The sequence below is a fragment of the Roseibium sp. 10G30-5 genome, assembly GCF_055809635.1.
Window position 1 is genome coordinate 932329 of the sequence record NZ_CM147918.1, and the last position, 19298, is coordinate 951626.

At 56.8% G+C, this 19298-nt stretch carries 14 protein-coding genes and 2 pseudogenes; 11 read left to right on the plus strand and 5 right to left on the minus strand.

Annotation, left to right across the window (positions count from 1 at the left end):
- Positions 1-46 precede the first annotated feature (46 nt).
- Complete coding sequence (locus AC0L7U_RS04820) at positions 47-826, plus strand: SDR family oxidoreductase (protein ID WP_473694230.1); 780 nt, start codon at positions 47-49, stop codon at positions 824-826.
- A 102-nt stretch (positions 827-928) separates the two neighbouring features.
- On the opposite strand, the gene AC0L7U_RS04825 is transcribed toward AC0L7U_RS04820, so the two are convergent.
- Positions 929-2074: a DMT family transporter gene (locus AC0L7U_RS04825; RefSeq protein ID WP_473694232.1), complete on the minus strand. Its 1146-nt coding sequence runs from the start codon at positions 2072-2074 to the stop codon at positions 929-931.
- Between the two features lie 603 nt (positions 2075-2677).
- Between AC0L7U_RS04825 and AC0L7U_RS04830 the strand changes: the two genes are divergently transcribed.
- Complete coding sequence (locus AC0L7U_RS04830; protein ID WP_473694234.1) at positions 2678-3610, plus strand: DMT family transporter; 933 nt, start codon at positions 2678-2680, stop codon at positions 3608-3610.
- 35 nt (positions 3611-3645) lie between these two features.
- Here the strand turns inward: AC0L7U_RS04830 and AC0L7U_RS04835 are convergent, their stop codons facing one another.
- The 3 genes from AC0L7U_RS04835 to ade all read right to left on the minus strand — a co-directional run bounded on the left by AC0L7U_RS04835 (position 3646) and on the right by ade (position 8183).
- A complete protein-coding gene (locus AC0L7U_RS04835) occupies positions 3646-4392 on the minus strand; it encodes a hypothetical protein (RefSeq protein ID WP_473694236.1) in 747 nt (248 codons plus the stop codon).
- Between the two features lie 101 nt (positions 4393-4493).
- Positions 4494-6152, minus strand: a complete 1659-nt coding sequence (locus AC0L7U_RS04840; RefSeq protein WP_473694238.1) for a long-chain-fatty-acid--CoA ligase — start codon at positions 6150-6152, stop codon at positions 4494-4496.
- A gap of 270 nt (positions 6153-6422) precedes the next feature.
- Positions 6423-8183, minus strand: a complete 1761-nt coding sequence (gene ade / locus AC0L7U_RS04845) for an adenine deaminase (RefSeq protein WP_473694240.1) — start codon at positions 8181-8183, stop codon at positions 6423-6425.
- 613 nt (positions 8184-8796) lie between these two features.
- Here ade and AC0L7U_RS04850 point away from each other — a divergent pair.
- From AC0L7U_RS04850 to eda, 9 genes and pseudogenes are all read left to right on the plus strand, one after another.
- Entirely contained in the window at positions 8797-10143 is a 1347-nt protein-coding gene (locus tag AC0L7U_RS04850) for an ROK family transcriptional regulator (RefSeq protein WP_473694241.1), read from the plus strand.
- Positions 10140-11156, plus strand: a complete 1017-nt coding sequence (locus AC0L7U_RS04855; RefSeq protein WP_473694243.1) for a substrate-binding domain-containing protein — start codon at positions 10140-10142, stop codon at positions 11154-11156. Before AC0L7U_RS04850 ends, AC0L7U_RS04855 begins: the two co-directional genes overlap by 4 nt.
- 148 nt (positions 11157-11304) lie before the next feature.
- Complete coding sequence (locus AC0L7U_RS04860) at positions 11305-12372, plus strand: ABC transporter permease (protein ID WP_473694245.1); 1068 nt, start codon at positions 11305-11307, stop codon at positions 12370-12372.
- Positions 12369-13144: pseudogene (locus AC0L7U_RS04865) on the plus strand (ATP-binding cassette domain-containing protein). The gene AC0L7U_RS04860 and the pseudogene AC0L7U_RS04865 overlap by 4 nt, the downstream one beginning before the upstream one ends.
- 96 nt (positions 13145-13240) lie before the next feature.
- A complete protein-coding gene (locus tag AC0L7U_RS04870; protein ID WP_473694247.1) occupies positions 13241-13708 on the plus strand; it encodes a PfkB family carbohydrate kinase in 468 nt (155 codons plus the stop codon).
- A 31-nt stretch (positions 13709-13739) separates the two neighbouring features.
- Positions 13740-14246, plus strand: a complete 507-nt coding sequence (locus AC0L7U_RS04875) for a PfkB family carbohydrate kinase (protein ID WP_473694249.1) — start codon at positions 13740-13742, stop codon at positions 14244-14246.
- The gene (gene zwf, locus AC0L7U_RS04880; protein ID WP_473694250.1) at positions 14243-15718 is read left to right on the plus strand and encodes a glucose-6-phosphate dehydrogenase; all 1476 of its coding nucleotides are present in this window, start codon (positions 14243-14245) and stop codon (positions 15716-15718) included. The genes AC0L7U_RS04875 and zwf overlap by 4 nt, the downstream gene beginning before the upstream one ends.
- Before the next feature lie 280 nt (positions 15719-15998).
- A pseudogene (gene edd / locus AC0L7U_RS04885) lies at positions 15999-17820 on the plus strand (phosphogluconate dehydratase).
- A 79-nt stretch (positions 17821-17899) separates the two neighbouring features.
- Positions 17900-18538, plus strand: coding sequence for a bifunctional 4-hydroxy-2-oxoglutarate aldolase/2-dehydro-3-deoxy-phosphogluconate aldolase (gene eda / locus AC0L7U_RS04890; RefSeq protein ID WP_473694252.1), 639 nt, complete (start codon positions 17900-17902; stop codon positions 18536-18538).
- Positions 18539-18777: 239 nt separating this feature from the next.
- Here eda and AC0L7U_RS04895 read toward each other — a convergent pair whose 3' ends face one another.
- Positions 18778-19248 carry a PilZ domain-containing protein gene (locus AC0L7U_RS04895; RefSeq protein ID WP_473694253.1) on the minus strand — a complete coding sequence of 157 codons (471 nt, stop codon included), beginning with the start codon at positions 19246-19248 and terminating at the stop codon, positions 18778-18780.
- Positions 19249-19298 lie beyond the last annotated feature (50 nt).

The following is a 19298-nucleotide window of genomic DNA, read 5'->3' on the forward strand; positions in this document are numbered from 1 at the left end:
GCCAACAAGGCACTCTGCGTGTCGCATGTCAAAGAGGAGCATCATCATGGATCTGGGTCTCAAGGGAAAACGCGCGATCATCTGCGCTTCAAGCCGTGGTTTGGGCAAGGGCTGTGCCATGGCGCTAGCGTCAGCTGGGTGCGACGTAGTCATCAACGGGCGTAATGAAGCCAAGCTTCAGGAAACCGCCGACGCAATTACAAAGGCCACCGGCGTGACAGTAACGGCTGTCGCTGCAGACGTCAGCACGCACGCTGGACAGGATGCCCTCCTCGCCGCCTGCCCCAATCCGGATATTCTGGTCAACAACAATGGCGGCCCGCCTCGCCGCGACTATACAGAGCTTGACCGCGAAGCAATGCTTTCAGGGGTCGTGCAGAACATGGTCACACCGATTGAACTGATCCAGCGTGTGATTGATGGCATGTGCGGGCGCGGTTTCGGGCGGATCGTCAATGTCACCTCCATGTCAGTGCGTATGCCGATTGAAGGTCTGGACCTGTCGTCCGGAGCGCGCGCCGGGCTGACGGCGTTTCTGGCTGGCGTCAGCCGTCAGGTTGCCGGCAAAGGGGTTACAATCAACAATCTGCTTCCCGGCAAGATGGATACGGACCGCCTGACCGGCGGGTTTGAACGTGCTGCCAGGCAAACCGGCAAAAGCATTGAGGACATTCGCAAGGCACAGGCCGGAGAAGTGCCGATGCAGCGTTTCGGCACGCCCGAAGAGTTCGGCGAAACCTGTGCCTTCCTGTGCTCGGTCCATGCCGGATACATGACAGGCCAAAACATCCTGCTGGATGGCGGTCTGTATCCGGCAGCCTTCTGAGAACGGAGTTGAAAGCCTGTAAATAGACCAGAGACATCTCCAGGACACAAAAAGGCCAGCACCTGCGAAAAGTGCTGGCCTTTTTAAACAAACACGCCGATGTCAGACGCGAGACGGGCTCGACGCACGCCGCATCTTGGTACGATCCAACCCCAGCCGATGCTCGCGGTAGATCACAAAAACTCCGGCCATGATGACAATCGCGGAACCAAAGAGAACGCTGGCCTCCGGCACCTCGGCAAAGACGAACCAGCCCAGCAAAATCGCCCAGATCATGTTGGTGTAGTCAAAGGGCGCAATAGTCGAGGCATCGGCATAGCGATAGCTCTGCGTCAGCAGGATCTGCCCCATGCCACCGGACAGTCCCACCATCACCAACAGCGCAGCGGTCAGCGGATCTGGCATGACCCAAGCCTGAGAGGGCCAGATCAACCCCAGGAAGGGCGTCATCATCGACAGAATCGTCGAGGTCATGGTGAACCAGAAGACGATGGTTGATGTGCGTTCTGTTAAACAAAGACGGCGCACGCAAATCATCGCCAGCGCAGCGACCAATGCGTTCAGCCCACCGAAAATCGCTCCAAGGGACTGATTGCCCGTCATCTCGGCTTCCCCCAGATGCGGCGACAGGATCACCAGAATGCCAAGAAAGCCCAGCCCGACTGCACTCCACCGATAAACCCGGACAGTCTCTTTCAAGATCAGCCAGGCAAAGACAATCACCATCAGGGGCGTTGCAAAACTGATGGCCGTTGCTTCGGGCAAAGGCAGAAGGGCAAAAGAATTAAATGAACAGAACATCGCCGTAAGACCGACGCAGGAGCGCACGAGATGGCCAAGACGGTTCTGGGTGGAAAAGGCGATCTTCAATTCACGGCGATACGCCACCATGGCCACCACCGGCCAAAGGCCGAAGAAGTTGCGGCCAAACATGACTTCACCGATCGGCACCGATTGCGATGCCTTTTTCAGGCACACCAGCATGATGGCGAACAGCACTGTCGACAGGACTTTCAAGGTAATGCCCAGCATCGGCGCTGGTCGATTCATACCCGTTGGTGCAGGGCCTTTATCGTGCCCCGTGGCGAGCCCATCGCTGCCAGTCATTTTTGCCCCCAATGGCCGAACGTCCTGGTGTGCAATCGCGGCGCAAGGCTTGCGCGCTGCCATCATCCCACGGGCCTCTGGCGCTTCGGCGATACGCAAGACCCCGGATGGTGACAAGTCGATGCCGTGAAGCAGATCCACGGATGTCCCTCAAGCTGACCGCACCCACGGGCTGACCTCTCCTCAGACTGCAAAAAACAGGGGCTGTTGAAAGGATCGGCGGACACGCCAGGACAAAGAACTGTGTGATGTGTGCAGGACACAGCTTGAAAGACACCTTTGGTCTTAGACCTGCTTTTTGAAAGCGACAAGCAGCATTGAGGGAAAAAATCTTGTTCTTTGAGCAGCACCTTCCCACCATCCGCCAAAACAAGCGCCGTCGGGCTCCGACATATGCAGAAAACCTACACTCGAAATCCCGGCGTTCTGCCCTTTGCCTTTCCCTGAAGCCAGATGGCGACAGTCTGACCAGCGCTGTTTTCAAGGCGCGTTTTTTCGGTGCACCGCTGGGGCATGTCGCCTGCAACAAAGAAATCTGCCGCTAAGGCAGTCGAAAAAGAAACATGGTCAAAGTGTCGCAGCTGGCCTATGAAAGCGGTGTATCCATTCATTTCCAAGGCTTTGCTGCAGGTCTTTCCTGCATCACTCATCAAGAGCGCAAGGCCCTCGCCCGATCCCGGAGCCTTGATGACACAGGCCACTCCTCCCGACACGCCATCTTCTGTCCCTTGCAAAACAAAGGACATGGATGACCGTCTGGGAGTGAGGCTACGCACCAAATTGCACTCCTTGCCCAACAACAGCATCGGTGCTTTCTGGATCTTGCAGGCAGCACTTTATTTCACTGTCATGACCACGGTGATCAAATTGCTGGGCACGGATCTTCCGGTCGTGCAGATCCTGTTTCTACGCCAGATCGTCATGTTCTCGATCTCGCTGCCAAAGATCCTGCGGGGCCTGCCGCATTCCCTCATCACCCGGCGGGTCGATCTGCAAGTCGTGCGTGTGATCCTGGCCTGCTGCGCCATGATGTGCAGCTTCACGGCCCTCGTGTATCTGCCATTGGCCACCGCGACTGTCATCAGCTTCTCGAAGACCTTCTTCGTCACCATCTTTGCCATCGTGTTTCTCAGCGAAAAGGTTGGCCTGCACCGGTGGAGTGCCACGATCATCGGCTTCCTGGGCGTCTTGCTAATCGTCAGTCCGGATGGCGACGGAGCCACCCTCAGCTTCTATGCATTGCTCGCCCTCAGCGGTTCAGCCATCGCCGCGCTGATCACTATCGTGGTGCGTAAACTCAGTCAGACGGACCTGCCCATCACCATTCTCACCTATCAGGCGTTTTTCGTCGGCGTGATCATGGCCGGACCCGCCATCTATTATTGGCACACGCCAACGCCCTTCGAGTGGCTCTTGCTGGTCGTGGTCGGCGCCGCGTCCTGGGCTGGGCAGATGTGCAATATCAACGGCTACCGGATCGGCGAGGCCACAGCCATCGCCTCACTCGATTACACCCGCATCCTCTACGCCTCGATTATTGGCATTCTGGTCTTCAGCCAATGGCCAAGCCTGATGACGTTATGTGGCGCTGCTGTGATCATCGCCGCATCGCTCTACACCGTCTGGCGAGAAGCAGCCCTCGGCCGCCGCGTCCGCTCGACACCGCATCACGATTGATCGGCGGGCTTAGCGTGGAATTGCCAAGGACTTAATTAAAAAACGTAATCACCTAAGATAGACGCAGCCTCCCCGTCCATCTCTCGTATCTTCTGTAAAGTCTCTTCTTTCATCGAAAAATCTTTAGATCGTTCCGAAACATTAATGCGGCCCGCAACCCTTGGTCGCTCTCCAAAAACAAGCTCTGCATCACGATCTAATTCTTCTTGATGCAAAAATTTAATTTTTCCTGCAATTCTCTTGAGCTCGTCGATGACTTCCTCATAGGTTTGAAAGTCTTCTGTGCGGGCCATAGAAAAATGATGGACCATGGTCCACGTCCAAAACCCCATACGGGTCCGACCAATGAATGAAAATATATCAGAGAACGATTGAGCGTATACTATAGAAGAACTCAATTTTTGCTCAGCAGAAAAATTTTCAGAATCAAACATATTACTTATCATTTCATCAAAACTACAAGTCAATGAGTCTTGACAGTATGCGCTAATAGGATGTGATGGTGGAAAATTACCATCTGATTGCGCCGCAGCGTTAAGCCCTTTAATTCTAAAGTAATAAAATGAAAGATACCAATCATCCGGCGAACGTATAAGTCCTAATATTTTTGGATTATTTCTTAGTTTCGCATCACGAAGAGCTCCATGGCCAATTTGTCGAACATCCCATCGAGTATTGAGATCCCACACCTCGCGAAGATAGGTTCCACCACATTTAGGTGTATGGACAAGTAATTTCTCTCCAAATAATTTAATTCTTATTTTATTGATTAATGCAGTCACGAAAACCTCAAGAGTTTATTCGTTAATATAAAAATATAAGATAAAATTCGTATTATTATTTCAAGTCAAAAATCGAATCGCATCACGATTGATCGGCGGGCCTATCCGTTGACAGCCCGTCTGACCCGTTCTTCGGCCACCAATTCCTTCTTGGAAAGCTTGCCCACCAGTGTCTTGGGCAAGGCACTGCGGAACTCGTATTCGTGCGGTTGCTCTATGGGCGAGAGACGGGTTTTGAGAAACGCTCGCAGATCAGCTTCGGCCAGGGCCGCACCGTCACGTATCTTGATGAAGGCCTTCGGTGACTGGCCGCGATAAGCGTCAGAAACACCGATAACAATCACCTCCTCAACACTTGGGTGCTGATAGATGGCGTCTTCGACCATACGCGGGTAAACATTATAGCCAGAGCAGAGGATCAGATCCTTGATGCGGTCGACCAGATAGATATACCCCGCCGCATCCTGATAGCCGACATCGCCCGTGTGCAAAAAACCGCGAGCATCCAGCGCGTGCCGGGTTTCCTCCGGTCGCCGCCAATAGCCCAACATCACTTGCGGACCACGGATACACAATTCTCCCTTCTCGCCCGGGGCAACGGTCTGGCCCGGATGGTCAAGATCTCGAAACTCCGCTTGTGTTCCCGGCAAAAGCAGGCCGATCGAGCCTGACACATTGGAGCGGTCCAAAGGATTGACCGCACACACTGGCGCACATTCGGTCAGCCCGTACCCCTCCACCAGCGTGCAGCCGGTCGCCACCTCAAAGGCCTGCTTGACCTCCACCGGCAATGGCGCTCCCCCCGAAATGCACAGGTCAAGACTGCTCAGGTCTTCAGGAGACAGGCCTTTCGCGCCATTGATGGCAGTAAACAACGTCGGCACACCGGGAAACAAAGTGATTTTGCGATCCCGAATAATCTGGAGCAATTGCTTCAGATCAAACTTCGGCATGAGCACCATTTCCGCGCCAAGGATTACTGAAAGGTTCTGCGCCACCGTCATGGCAAAGACGTGGAAAAACGGCAACACCGCAAGCAACCGCTCCTCCCCCGGCCGGGCCTGCTTGAAGATCTCGCGCATCTGCTCGATGTTGGCTGCCAGATTGGCATGACTCAACATCGCTCCCTTGGGCAGGCCTGTGGTCCCGCCGGTGTATTGCAACACCGCAATGGCGGTCTTCGGATCAAGGCTGACCGGCTCAGGAGCCTCTCCCTTGCGGCAGACATCGCCAAAACGAATGTGGGCTGCATCACTGGGCACATGAGCCAGTTGCCCCCGCTTGAACACGCTGAACAAGAACCGTTTCAGCGGCGACAGAATGCCGATCATCGGACACACAATGATGCTGTCCAGCTCATGGCATTTCAGGATGCTTTCGATCTTGTCATAGATGAGGCTCAGATCAATCGTCACCATGATGCGGACATCCGCATCGCGGATCTGATATTCCAGCTCTTGTTCGGCGTAAAGCGGATTGAAATTTACAACTGTGCCACCGACCTTGAGAATGGCAAAATAGAAGATCGTATAATACGGCGTATTGGGCAGGCACAGCCCAACATTGACCCCCGGCCCAACGCCGCGCTGCTGCAAGCCCGCCGCAGTTTCTTCAATCAGTCGGCCATAGTCAGCGTAGGTCCACACACGCCCCAGAAAGTCCGCAGCCGGGCGATCACCAAATCGGGCAACGGTTTCATCCAGATACGAGTGCACCAAACGCGGCACGAAGTCCGCATTCCACTCCTCCCAAGGGGCCATGGCGATCTCCCATCGCAAGCTGGACGGCGTCTCAGTCTGTCTTCACGCACCACCTGATCGTGTCCAGAGACCCCGCATCAAGCTCCTCCGGCGCAACAGAGAAAACATATGAAATGTCGCTAGCTTATTGCTCTTTATAGATTAAATCTGAGCCGAGTTGATGTGCCCGTCAAGAAGAATGCGCAGAACAAGGAAAACACAATACTGCGATGGTTCGTGAAAAAACCAACGCCATGTGCAACGGCACGGAGCAGATGCGGCGCACACGCCTCATTCTATCAGCTTGAAAGCATCGACATCGAACAGGCCGAAATCCGTGATTTTCAAATGCGGGATCACCGGCAGTGGCAAAAAGGCGACTTGCAGGAACGGCTCCGGCAAAGTACACCCCAGCGCCTTCGCGGCATCGCGCAAAACCTCTAATCCCTCTTTGACCTCTTCAAACGACTTGAGGCTCATCAGCCCCGCGATTGGCAAGGCCAATTCTGCCTGAACGCCAGTGTCGTCGGCGACCACAAAGCCCCCCTTCAGGGCGATCACCCGATTGACCGCCTGCGCCATGGCGGCATCACTGGCGCCCACTACGCAGATGTTGTGGCTATCGTGACCGACAGAAGACGCAATCGCCCCTTTGGTCATACCAAAGCCCTTGACGAAGGCCCGACCGATGTTGCCGGTGTGCCGATGACGTTCGACCACACAGACCTTGAGCACATCGGCAGTCAGATCCCGATCCACCACGCCATCACGCACGCTCAGTTCATGCTGTAAATGCCGGGTCAAAATCAGCCCGGCTTCCACACCGATGACATGCGCCTGAACCGTATTCGCTCCCTCAGGCCTCGGCGAAATGCGGAAATCCTGCGCCCTCACCGGGTCCGCATGCACACTGTCCAGTCCGACCGGCGCAACTTGCCCCTTACCGTCAAAGAGCGCCGGCGTGACCCAGCGCCCGGCGCTGACGACATCGCCGACCTGACAGGTTTCGAAATCGTCCAGAATGACCAGATCCGCCCGCCAGCCTGGCGCAATCAACCCGCGATCCTTGAGGCCAAAGGCATTGGCTGCCGACCAGCTTGCCGCACGATAGGCATCCAGCGGCCGCACACCCTTGGCAATCAGACGCCGGACCATCAGATCCAGATGGCCTTCTTCAGCAATGTCCAGCGGATTGCGATCATCCGTACACAGCGCGATGAAGGCAGAGACATCCGGCTTGAGGATCGGCGCAAGTGCATCGAGATCCTTCGAGACCGATCCTTCGCGGATCATCACCGTCATGCCCTTGGAAAGTTTCTCAGACGCTTCTTCCGCCGTGGTTGCCTCATGATCCGTCCGGATACCTGCCGCCAGATAACCATTCAACGCCATGCCACGCAAAAGCGGCGCATGCCCGTCAATGTGACCATCCTGAAAGGCCGCAAGCTTCGCCAACACCTTGGGATCACAGGCCAGCACACCAGGAAAATTCATGAACTCCGCCAGCCCAATCACCTTGGGATGTTGGCGCAAGGGCAACAGGTCCTCCACCTCCAGCACGGCGCCGGAGGTTTCAAAAGCCGTCGCAGGGACACAGGACGACAGATTGACCCGCAAGTCCATCACCGTCTTCAGTGACGCATCAAGGAAATAGCGAATGCCTTCTTCACCCAGGACATTCGCTATTTCATGAGGATCGCAGATCGCCGTGGTCACCCCATGTGGCAAGACGCAACGGTCGAACTCAAACGGTGTCACGAGGGATGATTCGATATGCAGATGCGTGTCGATAAAGCCCGGAACGACCATACGCCCCCCAAGGTCAATTTCCTCGCAGCCCGTATAGGTTCCCTGAACGCCAACGATACGGTCCCCAACGATAGCAATATCAGTTTGACTCACAGAGCCATCGAGCACGGAAAACACGCGCGCATTCTTGAGCACCAGATCGGCTTTTGCCGTCCCCGTGCCAGCCTTGATAGCCCTGGCCAAAAACTCTTGCGTCGCATCGCGTTCAGCCTGCCTCGGCCCGTTGGGGTCTGTGGTGTGCATTCAGTGGCCTCCATTGGCATCTTTTCTGCCTCCAGCATAGCGCCGTGAGCCAGCGGAACAATGACGCATCATCACCATTCACCGCTGCACCCTTTCATTCAGCGTCGCCCGACATGCCTCAGCCGTCGTGTTTCTGAACGATTACCGGCCGAACTCAGTCTCGAAGCACCTGAAATTCAGAAACATTTTGCAGCCTGGGGATAAGCTCGCCTTGGCAATTTTATCAAGCCTTTAAAAAGAAAGAGCTTTTAAGGCTGAAAACCCTCCCCAAACTGGCATATCGGCCTTTCACGACTGCGTGAAATATGCGGCACCGCACGCAGTTTTACGTAGAAGGCCTTTTCCAATTGAGAAACGAAAACAGGGTCTTAGAAAAAACAGAGCCCCTTCGTAGAGGAAGGGTTTGCTGCATCACGGAATTGCTTTCGCACGCACAGCACCTTTCCAAATTGACATCATGGATCTCCGTAAAATAACTTTAGGAGAATTAATAAACCCCGGTCCAGCCGATGAGGAGGATCTGCTGATCTCGGGGTGACAGTAAAGAGTTCAGGTCAACAGTCGATCCGTGGAAAACAACGGATTTCAGAGTGTTGTCGGGAGGAGACCTGAGATGAGGAAGGGGCATCAGTCCGCCGGTGACGCAAGTGCGTCGCCTCGGCGGCGATACACCGAGCGTATCGTCATCGAACTTCTGCGTCGCATGCAACCGACGTCGAAGGCCGAAATTGCACGCGCCGCCGGTCTGACGAATGCGTCGGTCGGCACGATTATTCAGCACCTCATCGAAGAAAGCATGATCGTCGAAGTCGGCAAGCATCATGGCGGCGGCCGTGGTCAGCCCGCGACGCTTCTGGCATTGTCCCCGCGCGGCGCCTTTAGCATCGGCATCAGCATTGATCGCACGATGATCGAGGTCGTGCTCGTCGATTTCGATGGAAATATCCTGGAGCGCACCGCTTACGACGGACTTCTGCCGCCTCCGGAGGAGACCATCCGCACGCTTTCAAGCAAGATCAGTGAATTGATCGGCACCCTGAAGAAAGCCGAGCGCAAGCGCATTGTCGGCATCGGTCTGGCGCAACCCTTCAATCTGGAAGCCTGGATTGACGAACTCGGCCTGCCGGAAGCAAATTTTGCGCTCTGGAAAGATCACGACATCAGCGATGAGCTGTCAAAGGCTGTCGGCTTGCCGGTCTACCGGGAGAACGATGTGACGGCGGCCTGCGTGGCCGAGCTGTTTCATGGCCGCCAGCGCCACCACAAGGATTTCCTGTATCTCTTCTTGGGCGCGGCCATCGGTGGTGGTCTGTGTATCGACGGCGAAATCGTCCGGGGCCCCAGAGGAAACGCCGGCGATGTTGCCATGATGCCTGTACCGCATTCCTCCCTGAGCAGCGCGCCGTCCTCATCGAAACCCTGGAGCCTGTTGCTCAGTCGCGCCTCGATGGTGTCTCTCGCCCGCCACCTCAATCCTGATGATTTTGTCTCTACCACCGTGGACGAGTTGCGTCAGGCGATCGCCAGCCAGGATCCACGGGTCGAGGAATGGCGCACAGATTGCCTCAATGCCCTCGCTCCCAGCGTCAATTCTGCTGTAGCTCTGCTCGATTGTCCGCTTGTGGTGCTGGACAGTCATCTCGATGGCCCCTTCCTGCAATCAATCGTCGATGACCTCGCTGCCCTGCTCAACAAGACCGCGCCCGAGGCCCGGCCGGTGGCACAGGTGACCGCTGGTAGCTTTGGCTCGGACGCCGGCCCCTTGGGTGCGGCAAGCCTGCCCCTGTTTTTCAATTTCTCACCCAAAAGCCCTGACGCTCAGGATCACTCCGCCGTCCTTCCGGACGGCGTCGAGACCGTCGACGACTTGGCCTTTGACGAGACCAGCATGAGACCGGAGGAAAAACTGGCCGCTTCCGGGCCTCGGGAGGAGACCATGGCCAGGGAGGAAACAAAATGATCCGGAAGTTTCTTGTGACTGCGTCCATGCTCACCGGCATGGCGTGCACCCCTGCATTGGCGGCAGATATGTCTGCCTGCCTGATCACCAAAACCGACATCAACCCCTTCTTCGTCAAAATGAAAGAAGGTGCCAAAGCAAAAGCTGACGAGCTTGGCATTGATCTGAAAACCTATGCCGGCAAGGTGGACGGCGACCACGAAACCCAGGTTGCAGCCATTGAAACCTGCATTGCCTCTGGCGCGTCAGGTATTCTAATCACCGCCTCCGACACCAAGGCGATCGTGGATTCGGTCAAGATGGCCCGTGACAATGGCCTGCTGGTCATTGCGCTGGACACGCCGCTGGATCCGGTGGATGCCGCCGATGCAACCTTCGCCACCGACAATTTAAAAGCTGGTGAACTGATCGGCCAATGGGCCAAGGCCCGTATGGGTGATAAGGCCAAGGATGCCAAGATTGCCTTCCTCGACCTCAATGCCAGCCAACCCACTGTTGGCGTCTTGCGCGATCAGGGCTTCATGAAAGGCTTCGGCATTGACGTGAAGGATATCAACAAATGGGGTGACGAAGATGATCCCCGCATTGTTGGCCATGAAGTGACACAAGGCAACGAAGAAGGCGGGCGCACCGCCATGGAAGGCCTGCTGCAAAAAGACCCCGGCGTGAATGTCGTCTACACGATCAACGAACCGGCAGCTGCAGGTGCGTATGAAGCCCTCAAGGCCGTTGGCCTGGAAAAGCAGGCGCTGATCGTCTCCGTCGATGGCGGCTGCCCGGGTGTAAAGAACGTGCAGGAAGGCGTCATCGGCGCAACCTCGCAGCAGTACCCATTGCTGATGGCCTCCAAGGGCATTGAAGCCATTGCGGCCTGGGCCAAGGACAAGACCAAGCCCCAGCCGACCTCCGGCAAAGACTTCTTCGACACCGGTGTGTCGCTGGTTACAGATCAGCCTGTTGACGGCGTGAAGTCGATTTCGGTCAAGGAAGGTCTGGACAAGTGCTGGGGCTAAGCCCTGCGCCTGACTGGTCCTGACGGATCGAACTCCAACTCCAAGACTGTCTTTCGCGCGCTTTGCCGCGCGGAAGACGTCCGGAATGTAACGGATGCCGAAGACAATCGGGACACCCGGGGTTTCGTCGGCACCAAAGGGAGGTTCCATGAGCTCTGCTGCTTCCAACGCACCCAAAGGTACGCCGTCCGGCGAGGACCAGCACCCGGCTGCGTTTCAAACCCACCCCAAGAATGGTCTCGATCGCCTCCAGCATTTTTTGCATGGCAACCCCACCATGGTGCCTGTCATCGTGCTGGTATTATCATTGCTGGCCTTCTGGGGCATTGCCGGGCACCGTTTCTTTTCGGGCTTCAACCTGTCGCTCATCATGCAGCAGGTCTCCATCATCGGTATTCTTGCCTCGGCCCAAAGCCTCGTCATCCTGACGGCCGGCATTGATCTGTCGGTGGCCGCCGTCATGGTTCTGATGTCCGTTATCATGGGGCGTCTCGGCGTCGAGCTGGGGTTCCCCTGGCCGTTGGCTCTGCTGATCGGCTTTGCCGGTGGCACTCTCGCGGGCATGTTGAACGGCTTGTTGGTGACCATTGTCCGGCTCCCGCCGTTCATCACCACGCTTGGGACGTGGAACGTTTTTCTGGCGCTGAACTATTATGTCTCCGACCGACAGTCGATCCGCAGTCAGGATATTGATGCCCATGCGCCGATGCTGAAATTCTTCGGCGAAAACTTCGCCATCGGCTCTGCCCGCTTCACCTATGGCTCCGTCTTGATGATCCTGGTATTCGTGGTGCTTTGGTATGTGCTGAACAAGACGGCCTGGGGTCGACAGGTCTATGCCGTGGGCGACGACAAGGAAGCTGCCGAGCTGGCCGGAATCCGCACCAACCGCGTGCTCATTCAGGTCTATGCCGTGGCCGGGCTTATCTGTGGCATTGGCGCCTGGGCCTCTATCGGGCGCGTTGGCTCAGTATCTCCGACCAGCTTTTTCGAAGGCAATCTGGAATCCATCACCGCGGTGGTCATCGGCGGTATCTCCCTGTTCGGCGGGCGTGGTTCGATCATGGGACCGCTGTTCGGGGCCTTGATCGTCGGGGTCTTCAATTCGGGACTTCGCATCGCAGGCGTCGATGTTCTCTGGCAACTCTTCTCGGTCGGCTGGCTGATCATTCTCGCCGTCGCCGTAGACCAGTGGATCAGAAAGGTATCAGCATGACACAGTCTCCAATTCTGACCGCCCGCAATCTGGTCAAGCGCTACGGACGTGTGGTGGCGCTGAACGATGCCGACTTCGATCTCTATCCAGGCGAAATTCTGGCCGTCATCGGTGACAATGGCGCTGGCAAATCGTCCCTGATCAAAGCCTTGAGCGGTGCCGTGCAACCCGACGAAGGCGACATTCATCTGGAAGGTGAAAAGGTTCACTTCGCCTCACCGATGGAAGCCCGGCAATACGGCATCGAAACCGTGTATCAAACGCTGGCGTTGTCGCCTGCCCTGTCGATTGCCGACAACATCTTCATGGGCCGCGAACTGCGCAAACCCGGACCGCTTGGCACCTATCTGCGGATGCTGGATCACAGGAAGATGGAAGAGTTCGCCCGCGAGAAGCTCTCCGAACTCGGCCTGCTGACCATCCAGAACATCAATCAGGCCGTGGAAACCCTGTCGGGGGACAGCGACAAGGCGTTGCAGTGGCTCGGGCAGCGGCCTTCGGATCCAAGGTCATTATCATGGACGAACCGACAGCCGCCCTTGGCGTCAAGGAAAGCGGTCGTGTTCTGGATCTGATCAAGGACGTCAACGCACGGGGCATGCCCATCGTCCTGATCAGTCACAACATGCCGCATGTTTTTGAGGTGGCCGACCGGATTCACATTCATCGGCTGGGAAAACGCATCGCTGTCATCCGTCCGAAAGACTTTTCCATGTCAGATGCAGTGGCAATCATGACGGGGGCTATGGAACCGCCCGCAGAAACAGCATAGAAGGGGGCGGTCGGTTCTCAAACGAACCGGCCGAGCACTGTCGAAGATTTGCCCCGACACCGGCGTCGTCGGGCCCTAAAGCAATGGATGTCCACCATGATTCTCGTTTGCGGCGAAGCCCTGTTTGACTTTTTCACAGACGACATTTCGCCCGATCCCATTGAGTTTCGCGCGCACCTTGGCGGCTCGCCGTTCAACGTCGCCATCGGCATTTCCCGCCTCTCGGGCAAGTCGGCCTTCTTCGGCGGCCTCTCCAACGATCTGCTTGGCGGTCGTCTGGCAAAACGCCTCACCGATGAGGGCGTCAACGTCTCCTATGCGCGCCGCAAGGCAGCGCTCACGACCCTGAGCCTCGTTCAAAAAGCACCTGACGGCCAGCCGTCCTACACCTTTTACGGCGATGGCGCCGCAGACCGCGTCATTGATAAAAATGACCTTCCGGTCCTTGATGAAAGCGTGACCTGTATTCATATCGGATCTTATACGACACTTGTTGAACCGATAGGCTCCGCCTTGAAGCATCTCATCTCCACGCAAGGCAAGGATCGAGATCGTTGCCTTTGATCCGAACATCCGCCCGACGGTCGTGTCCGACATGACGCAGTGGCGTGACAACACGGAAGAGCTTGTGACGCGGTCCAACGTCATCAAGGTCAGTGACGAAGATCTGTCGCTGATTTATCCTGACCGCACCCCCTCCGAGATTGCACAGGACTGGGTGAAGAAAGGCCCGGCTCTGGTCGTCGTCACATATGGTGCAGATGGCGCAGAGGCCTTTACTGCAAACGGTTGCATCCGCACCCCGGGCCACACGGTCAAGGTGGCTGATACGGTGGGCGCTGGCGACACCTTTCAGGCCGCTCTCCTGTGCGAATTACAGAGCCGCGACATTCACACACCGACCGATCTTCATACCCTTACCGACGACACATTGACCCGTATTCTGGAAACAGCCACCGCCGCTGCCGCCATCACTGTTTCACGACAGGGTGCCGACCTCCCGACAGCAAATGACTCATGGCTGACTACTTGCAGACCCGCTGAGACTTCGCCTAAGTGTGTCTGCAACCGCCTGCCTTTTAAATTGAGGACCCCCACATGAGCGCTCGCATCATTGAAGTTGATGAATTTGATCTGGTCGTATTCGGCGCCTCCGGCGACCTTGCCCATCGCAAGCTGATCCCTGCCCTGTACCACCGTTGCGCTGATGGTCAGGTTCCCGAGTATGCACGCATCATCTGCTCTTCGCGTCGCGATTATTCCGATGAGGAGTATCAGAAGTGGGCGGAAGAGGCGCTGCGCGAACACGTTAAGGATCTGGACGAGGCCGAGCTCAAATCCTTCCTCAAGCGTTTGTCGTACGTCTCCATCGACGTTGGATCAGGCGAAGGCTGGGACCAGTTGCAAACGATTTTGTCGCACCGCCCCGATGTCATTCGCGCCTTTTATCTGGCCGTTGGGCCGGACTTGTTCGGCACCATCTGCGAGGCCATTGGCAAGGCGGGTCTCGTCAATGACAACACACGCGTCATCATTGAAAAGCCAATCGGCAAGGACGGTCAATCGGCACACGAATTGAATGCCACCGTTGGCCGGGTGTTCAAGGAAGAACAGATTTTCCGCATCGATCACTACCTTGGCAAGGAAACCGTGCAAAACCTGATGGCGCTGCGCTTTGCCAATGCCCTGTTCGAACCACTGTGGAACGCTGCTCACATCGACCATGTGCAGATCACCGTCTCCGAAACGCTTGGAACCGGCAACCGCACCGGCTATTACGACACGGCTGGGGCGCTGCGCGACATGGTGCAGAACCACATTCTCCAGCTTCTCTGTCTGGTGGCAATGGAACCGCCAGCATCCATGGATGCTGACAGCCTGCGTGATGAAAAGCTGAAGGTGTTGAAGGCCCTTTCACCGATCAACAGCGACAACTCCGACAAGCTTACAGTGCGCGGCCAGTACACCGCAGGGGCCTCTGCCGGCGGCCCGGTGCCCGGCTATCTCGAAGAGCTCGGGGACGAGAGCACGACCGAAACCTTCGTGGCGCTCAAGGCCGACATCAACAACTGGCGTTGGTCCGGTGTCCCCTTCTACCTGCGTACCGGCAAGCGCCTTGCCGAACGCATGTCGGAAATCGTCGTCCAGTTCCGCCCGATCCCACATTCAATCTTCAACACCGAATCTGGCCACATTCCGCCAAACCGACTGGTCATTCGCCTGCAACCTGATGAAGGTGTGCAGATGAAGATCATGATCAAGGACCTGAGCCCCGGCGGCATGCGCCTGCGTGAAGTCCCACTCGACATGAGCTTTGCCGAAGCCTTCAAGGTGCGCAACCCGGATGCCTATGAACGCCTGATCATGGACGTGATCCGCGGCAACCAGACGCTGTTCATGCGCCGCGACGAAGTAGATGCCGCATGGGCCTGGATCGATCCGATCCTCAACGCCTGGGACAATGCCAAGGAGCGTCCGCGCAACTATACCGCTGGCACATGGGGTCCGTCTGCCTCCATTGCCCTGGTGGAACGTGACGGCCGGACCTGGGACGAAGACACGGATCTCTTCTGATCCAAAGACGCTTCGCGTTCAACGCCCTCTCCCTGCCCCGCGACCGAGGCTTTTGCTTCTGGCCGCGGGTGCACCGACCTCCCGATCGAAAACCTCGTCTTCACAGAAAATCTCAAGCCAACAAGCATTTGACATCAATCCTTTACAGATGCAGGCTTAGATTAAATCGATTTAAAAGCCTTTTTTTCGCGCGAAGCGCCGAACCCGTTGACGGTGAGATGAGTTCACCTCATGTGGTTCCAGGCAAGCCGCAGAAACGCCATCTTGGAAGGAAACAGACATGACAATCCAAGCCCGTATCGGTGAGGTCACCGAGCGCATTGCCAGAGCGCAGTCATGACAGCCGCTCAACCTATCTGGAGCACCTGAAAGGGGCTGCAGAAAAAGGCCCGACCCGGACCAAGCTTGCCTGCGGGAATCTCGCGCATGGCTTTGCCGCCTGTGGTGTCGACGACAAGGCCGCGCTTTCCGGCGATACAGTGCCTAATCTTGGCATCATCACCGCTTACAACGACATGCTGTCAGCCCACCAACCCTATGAGCATTTTCCGGATCTGATCCGCAAGGCTGCCCATGAGATTGGCGGCGTGGCGCAGGTGGCCGGTGGCGTTCCTGCCATGTGCGACGGCGTGACCCAAGGCCAGGAAGGCATGGAACTGTCGCTGTTCTCACGCGATGTCATCGCCATGTCGGCAGCCGTCGGCCTGTCGCACCAGATGTTTGATGCCGCCGTGTTCCTCGGCATTTGCGACAAGATCGTTCCGGGCCTCGTGATTGCAGCTCTGTCGTTTGGCCATCTGCCTGCCATCTTCATTCCGGCAGGCCCGATGACCACCGGCATCTCCAACGACGAGAAAGCCAAGATCCGCAACCTCTATGCCGAAGGCAAAGTCGGGCGGGCGGAACTGCTTGAATCCGAGTCCAAGGCGTACCACGGTCCAGGCACCTGCACCTTCTACGGCACAGCAAACTCCAATCAGATGCTGATGGAAATCATGGGCCTGCACATGCCGGGAGCCTCCTTCGTCAATCCGGGCACACCCTTGCGTGAAGCCCTGACCCGCGAAGCTGCCAAGCGCGCACTGTCGATCACAGCCCTTGGCAATGAATACACGCCGGTCGGTGAAATCATTGATGAAAAGGCCATCGTCAATGGCGTGGTCGGTCTGCATGCCACCGGCGGCTCGACCAACCACACCATGCATCTGGTGGCCATGGCCAATGCAGCCGGCATCAAGCTGACGTGGGACGACATTTCGGATCTCTCCGATGTCGTGCCCCTGCTGTCGCGTGTTTACCCGAATGGCAAGGCTGATGTGAACCACTTCCAGGCCGCTGGTGGCCTTGGCTTCATGATCCGTGAACTGCTGGACGAAGGTTACATGCACCCGGACGTCAAGACCGTCTTCGGCACCGGCCTCGATGGTTATACGGTGGAAGCCAAGCTGGACGAGAACGGCAACGTGCGGCGCGACCCCGCACCGAAAACCTCTGGTGATGAAACTGTTCTGGCGCCCTTCTCCAAGGCCTTCCAGCCCAATGGCGGTCTTCAGGTCCTCAAGGGCAACATCGGCAAGGCCGTCATCAAGATTTCCGCCGTTGAAAAAGAACGTCACATCATCGAGGCTCCGGCGCGTGTCTTCCATTCGCAGGAAGCCTTTCTCGACGCGTTCAAGAACAAGGAACTCAACGGCGATGTCGCTGCAGTGGTCCGTTTCATGGGCCCCAAGGCCTGTGGCATGCCGGAACTTCACAAGCTGACGCCACAGTTGTCGATCCTTCAGGCCCGCGGACACAAGGTTGCGCTGATCACGGATGGACGCATGTCGGGCGCATCCGGCAAGGTTCCAGCCGCCATCCACGTCACACCGGAAGCGGCCATGGGCGGTCCGATCGGCAAGATCAAGGACGGCGACATGATCCGCGTTGATGCGACCACCGGTGAATTGACCGTGCTTGTCGACGAGGCCGAATTCAACGCCCGGCCGAATGCAACGCAGGACATGTCCGCCCACCAATACGGCGTTGGCCGTGACCTGTTTGCCGCTTTCCGAGCAAATGTCGGAACCGCAGACAGCGGCGCACACGTCTTCGGCGCTTGACAAAACAGGCTGGTGAACGCCATTGAAGCGTCAGCTTTTATGAAATTCGGGTGTTCCCGGAAGCAATTGGAGAAAATGGATGCCACAGGATATTGCCCGTGTTGAAGCCGTGATGATGGCCGCACCCGTGATCCCGGTTCTGATCATCGAAGATGCCAAGCTGGCTGTTCCGATGGCTGAGGCCCTGGTTCGCGGCGGTCTGCCCGCCATCGAGATCACTCTGCGCACGGACGCAGCTCTGGAAGCGATCAAGCTGGTGGCGGACAATGTCGAAGGCGCAATTCCGGGGGCAGGTACGGTATTGAATGAACTGCAATACGAGCACGCAGTTGCGGCTGGAAGCCAGTTCATCGTCTCGCCCGGCGCAACACCCAAGCTGCTTGACGTGGCCGACCAGAGCGATGTTCCGCTGCTGCCGGGTGTTGCAACAGCTTCGGAAGTCATGGCTCTGCTGGAGCGCGGCTACGAGCGCCTGAAGTTCTTCCCGGCCGAACAGGCCGGCGGTGCTGCATACCTCAAGTCGCTGTCTTCGCCCCTTGGAGCGGTCAAATTTTGCCCGACAGGCGGTGTTTCGCTGGACAAGGCGCCCGACTACCTCAAGCTCCCGAATGTTCTGTGCGTTGGCGGATCGTGGATTGCGGATGCCAAAGCCATTGCCAATCAGGATTGGGCGGGCATTGAAGAGCGGGCGCGCGCCGCCTCCAAACTTGGTGCCTGAGCGACCACCGATTGACACAGATGACGTAGCGCCGGATCAGTTTGGTCCGGCGCTTTTGTATTTGCATTCATGAGTTTGAGAGAAATAATGCTGCGGCACTGTTCCCGACAGGAACGCACTGTGCGCCGCCGCATGACCCGCATTTACAGGACCACAGCCTGCTAGCCGACAGCCTCGGCGGCCTGTGGCTCGGTAACAGCCCCCCATTCCAGTCGCAGTCCGGCTGATTTTTCGGTGCGCTAGGCGAATTCGGCCATAACCGGACGATCAAACTGGGACATCTTGACGATAACCTCTTCCGGCAGATCCGCAAAGCCCGTCCCCGTGACCCGACAGCCGTTCGGGCCAGCATCCGTGATGACACAATCAACAGTCAAAGCCCCGTTGGGATCGGAAATTTCAGCAGGAATTTCAACTTTGTTGCGCCGTTCGCGACGCTTATCGTGGGCCTTGACCTCACTTTTGAGCAAGATAACAGCGGCCTCATTCCGTTTGACAGCCGTCACCTGCGCCCGAACCATATTGACCTGACCCGGAATCCGAATACCGATGCTTTTGTGCAGCTCATTGGCGAGGTCCGAGATCACACAACAGCCCCACTCGCTAACGTTGCGAATCTTTGCCTCGATACAGGCTAGATTGTCCAGATCGACAACCGTCACTTCCTGATCGCTTTCGGCGACTCTTGCTAATTTTTGCCAGTTTGACATGGCATCCTCCAAGATCCGAAATCTGTGTATCAAGAAATGATTGCCAGCAA

Excerpts from the sequence above, each read along its gene's own strand:
- eda (WP_473694252.1), top strand. The coding sequence starts at position 17,900 with ATGCCACAGGATATTGCCCGTGTTGAAGCCGTGATGATGGCCGCACCC.
- AC0L7U_RS04820 (WP_473694230.1), top strand. The coding sequence starts at position 47 with ATGGATCTGGGTCTCAAGGGAAAACGCGCGATCATCTGCGCTTCAAGC.
- AC0L7U_RS04830 (WP_473694234.1), top strand. The coding sequence starts at position 2,678 with ATGGATGACCGTCTGGGAGTGAGGCTACGCACCAAATTGCACTCCTTG.
- ade (WP_473694240.1), bottom strand. The coding sequence starts at position 8,183 with ATGCACACCACAGACCCCAACGGGCCGAGGCAGGCTGAACGCGATGCG.
- AC0L7U_RS04855 (WP_473694243.1), top strand. The coding sequence starts at position 10,140 with ATGATCCGGAAGTTTCTTGTGACTGCGTCCATGCTCACCGGCATGGCG.
- AC0L7U_RS04840 (WP_473694238.1), bottom strand. The coding sequence starts at position 6,152 with ATGGCCCCTTGGGAGGAGTGGAATGCGGACTTCGTGCCGCGTTTGGTG.
- AC0L7U_RS04850 (WP_473694241.1), top strand. The coding sequence starts at position 8,797 with ATGAGGAAGGGGCATCAGTCCGCCGGTGACGCAAGTGCGTCGCCTCGG.
- zwf (WP_473694250.1), top strand. The coding sequence starts at position 14,243 with ATGAGCGCTCGCATCATTGAAGTTGATGAATTTGATCTGGTCGTATTC.
- AC0L7U_RS04895 (WP_473694253.1), bottom strand. The coding sequence starts at position 19,248 with ATGTCAAACTGGCAAAAATTAGCAAGAGTCGCCGAAAGCGATCAGGAA.
- AC0L7U_RS04860 (WP_473694245.1), top strand. The coding sequence starts at position 11,305 with ATGAGCTCTGCTGCTTCCAACGCACCCAAAGGTACGCCGTCCGGCGAG.
- AC0L7U_RS04875 (WP_473694249.1), top strand. The coding sequence starts at position 13,740 with ATGACGCAGTGGCGTGACAACACGGAAGAGCTTGTGACGCGGTCCAAC.
- AC0L7U_RS04870 (WP_473694247.1), top strand. The coding sequence starts at position 13,241 with ATGATTCTCGTTTGCGGCGAAGCCCTGTTTGACTTTTTCACAGACGAC.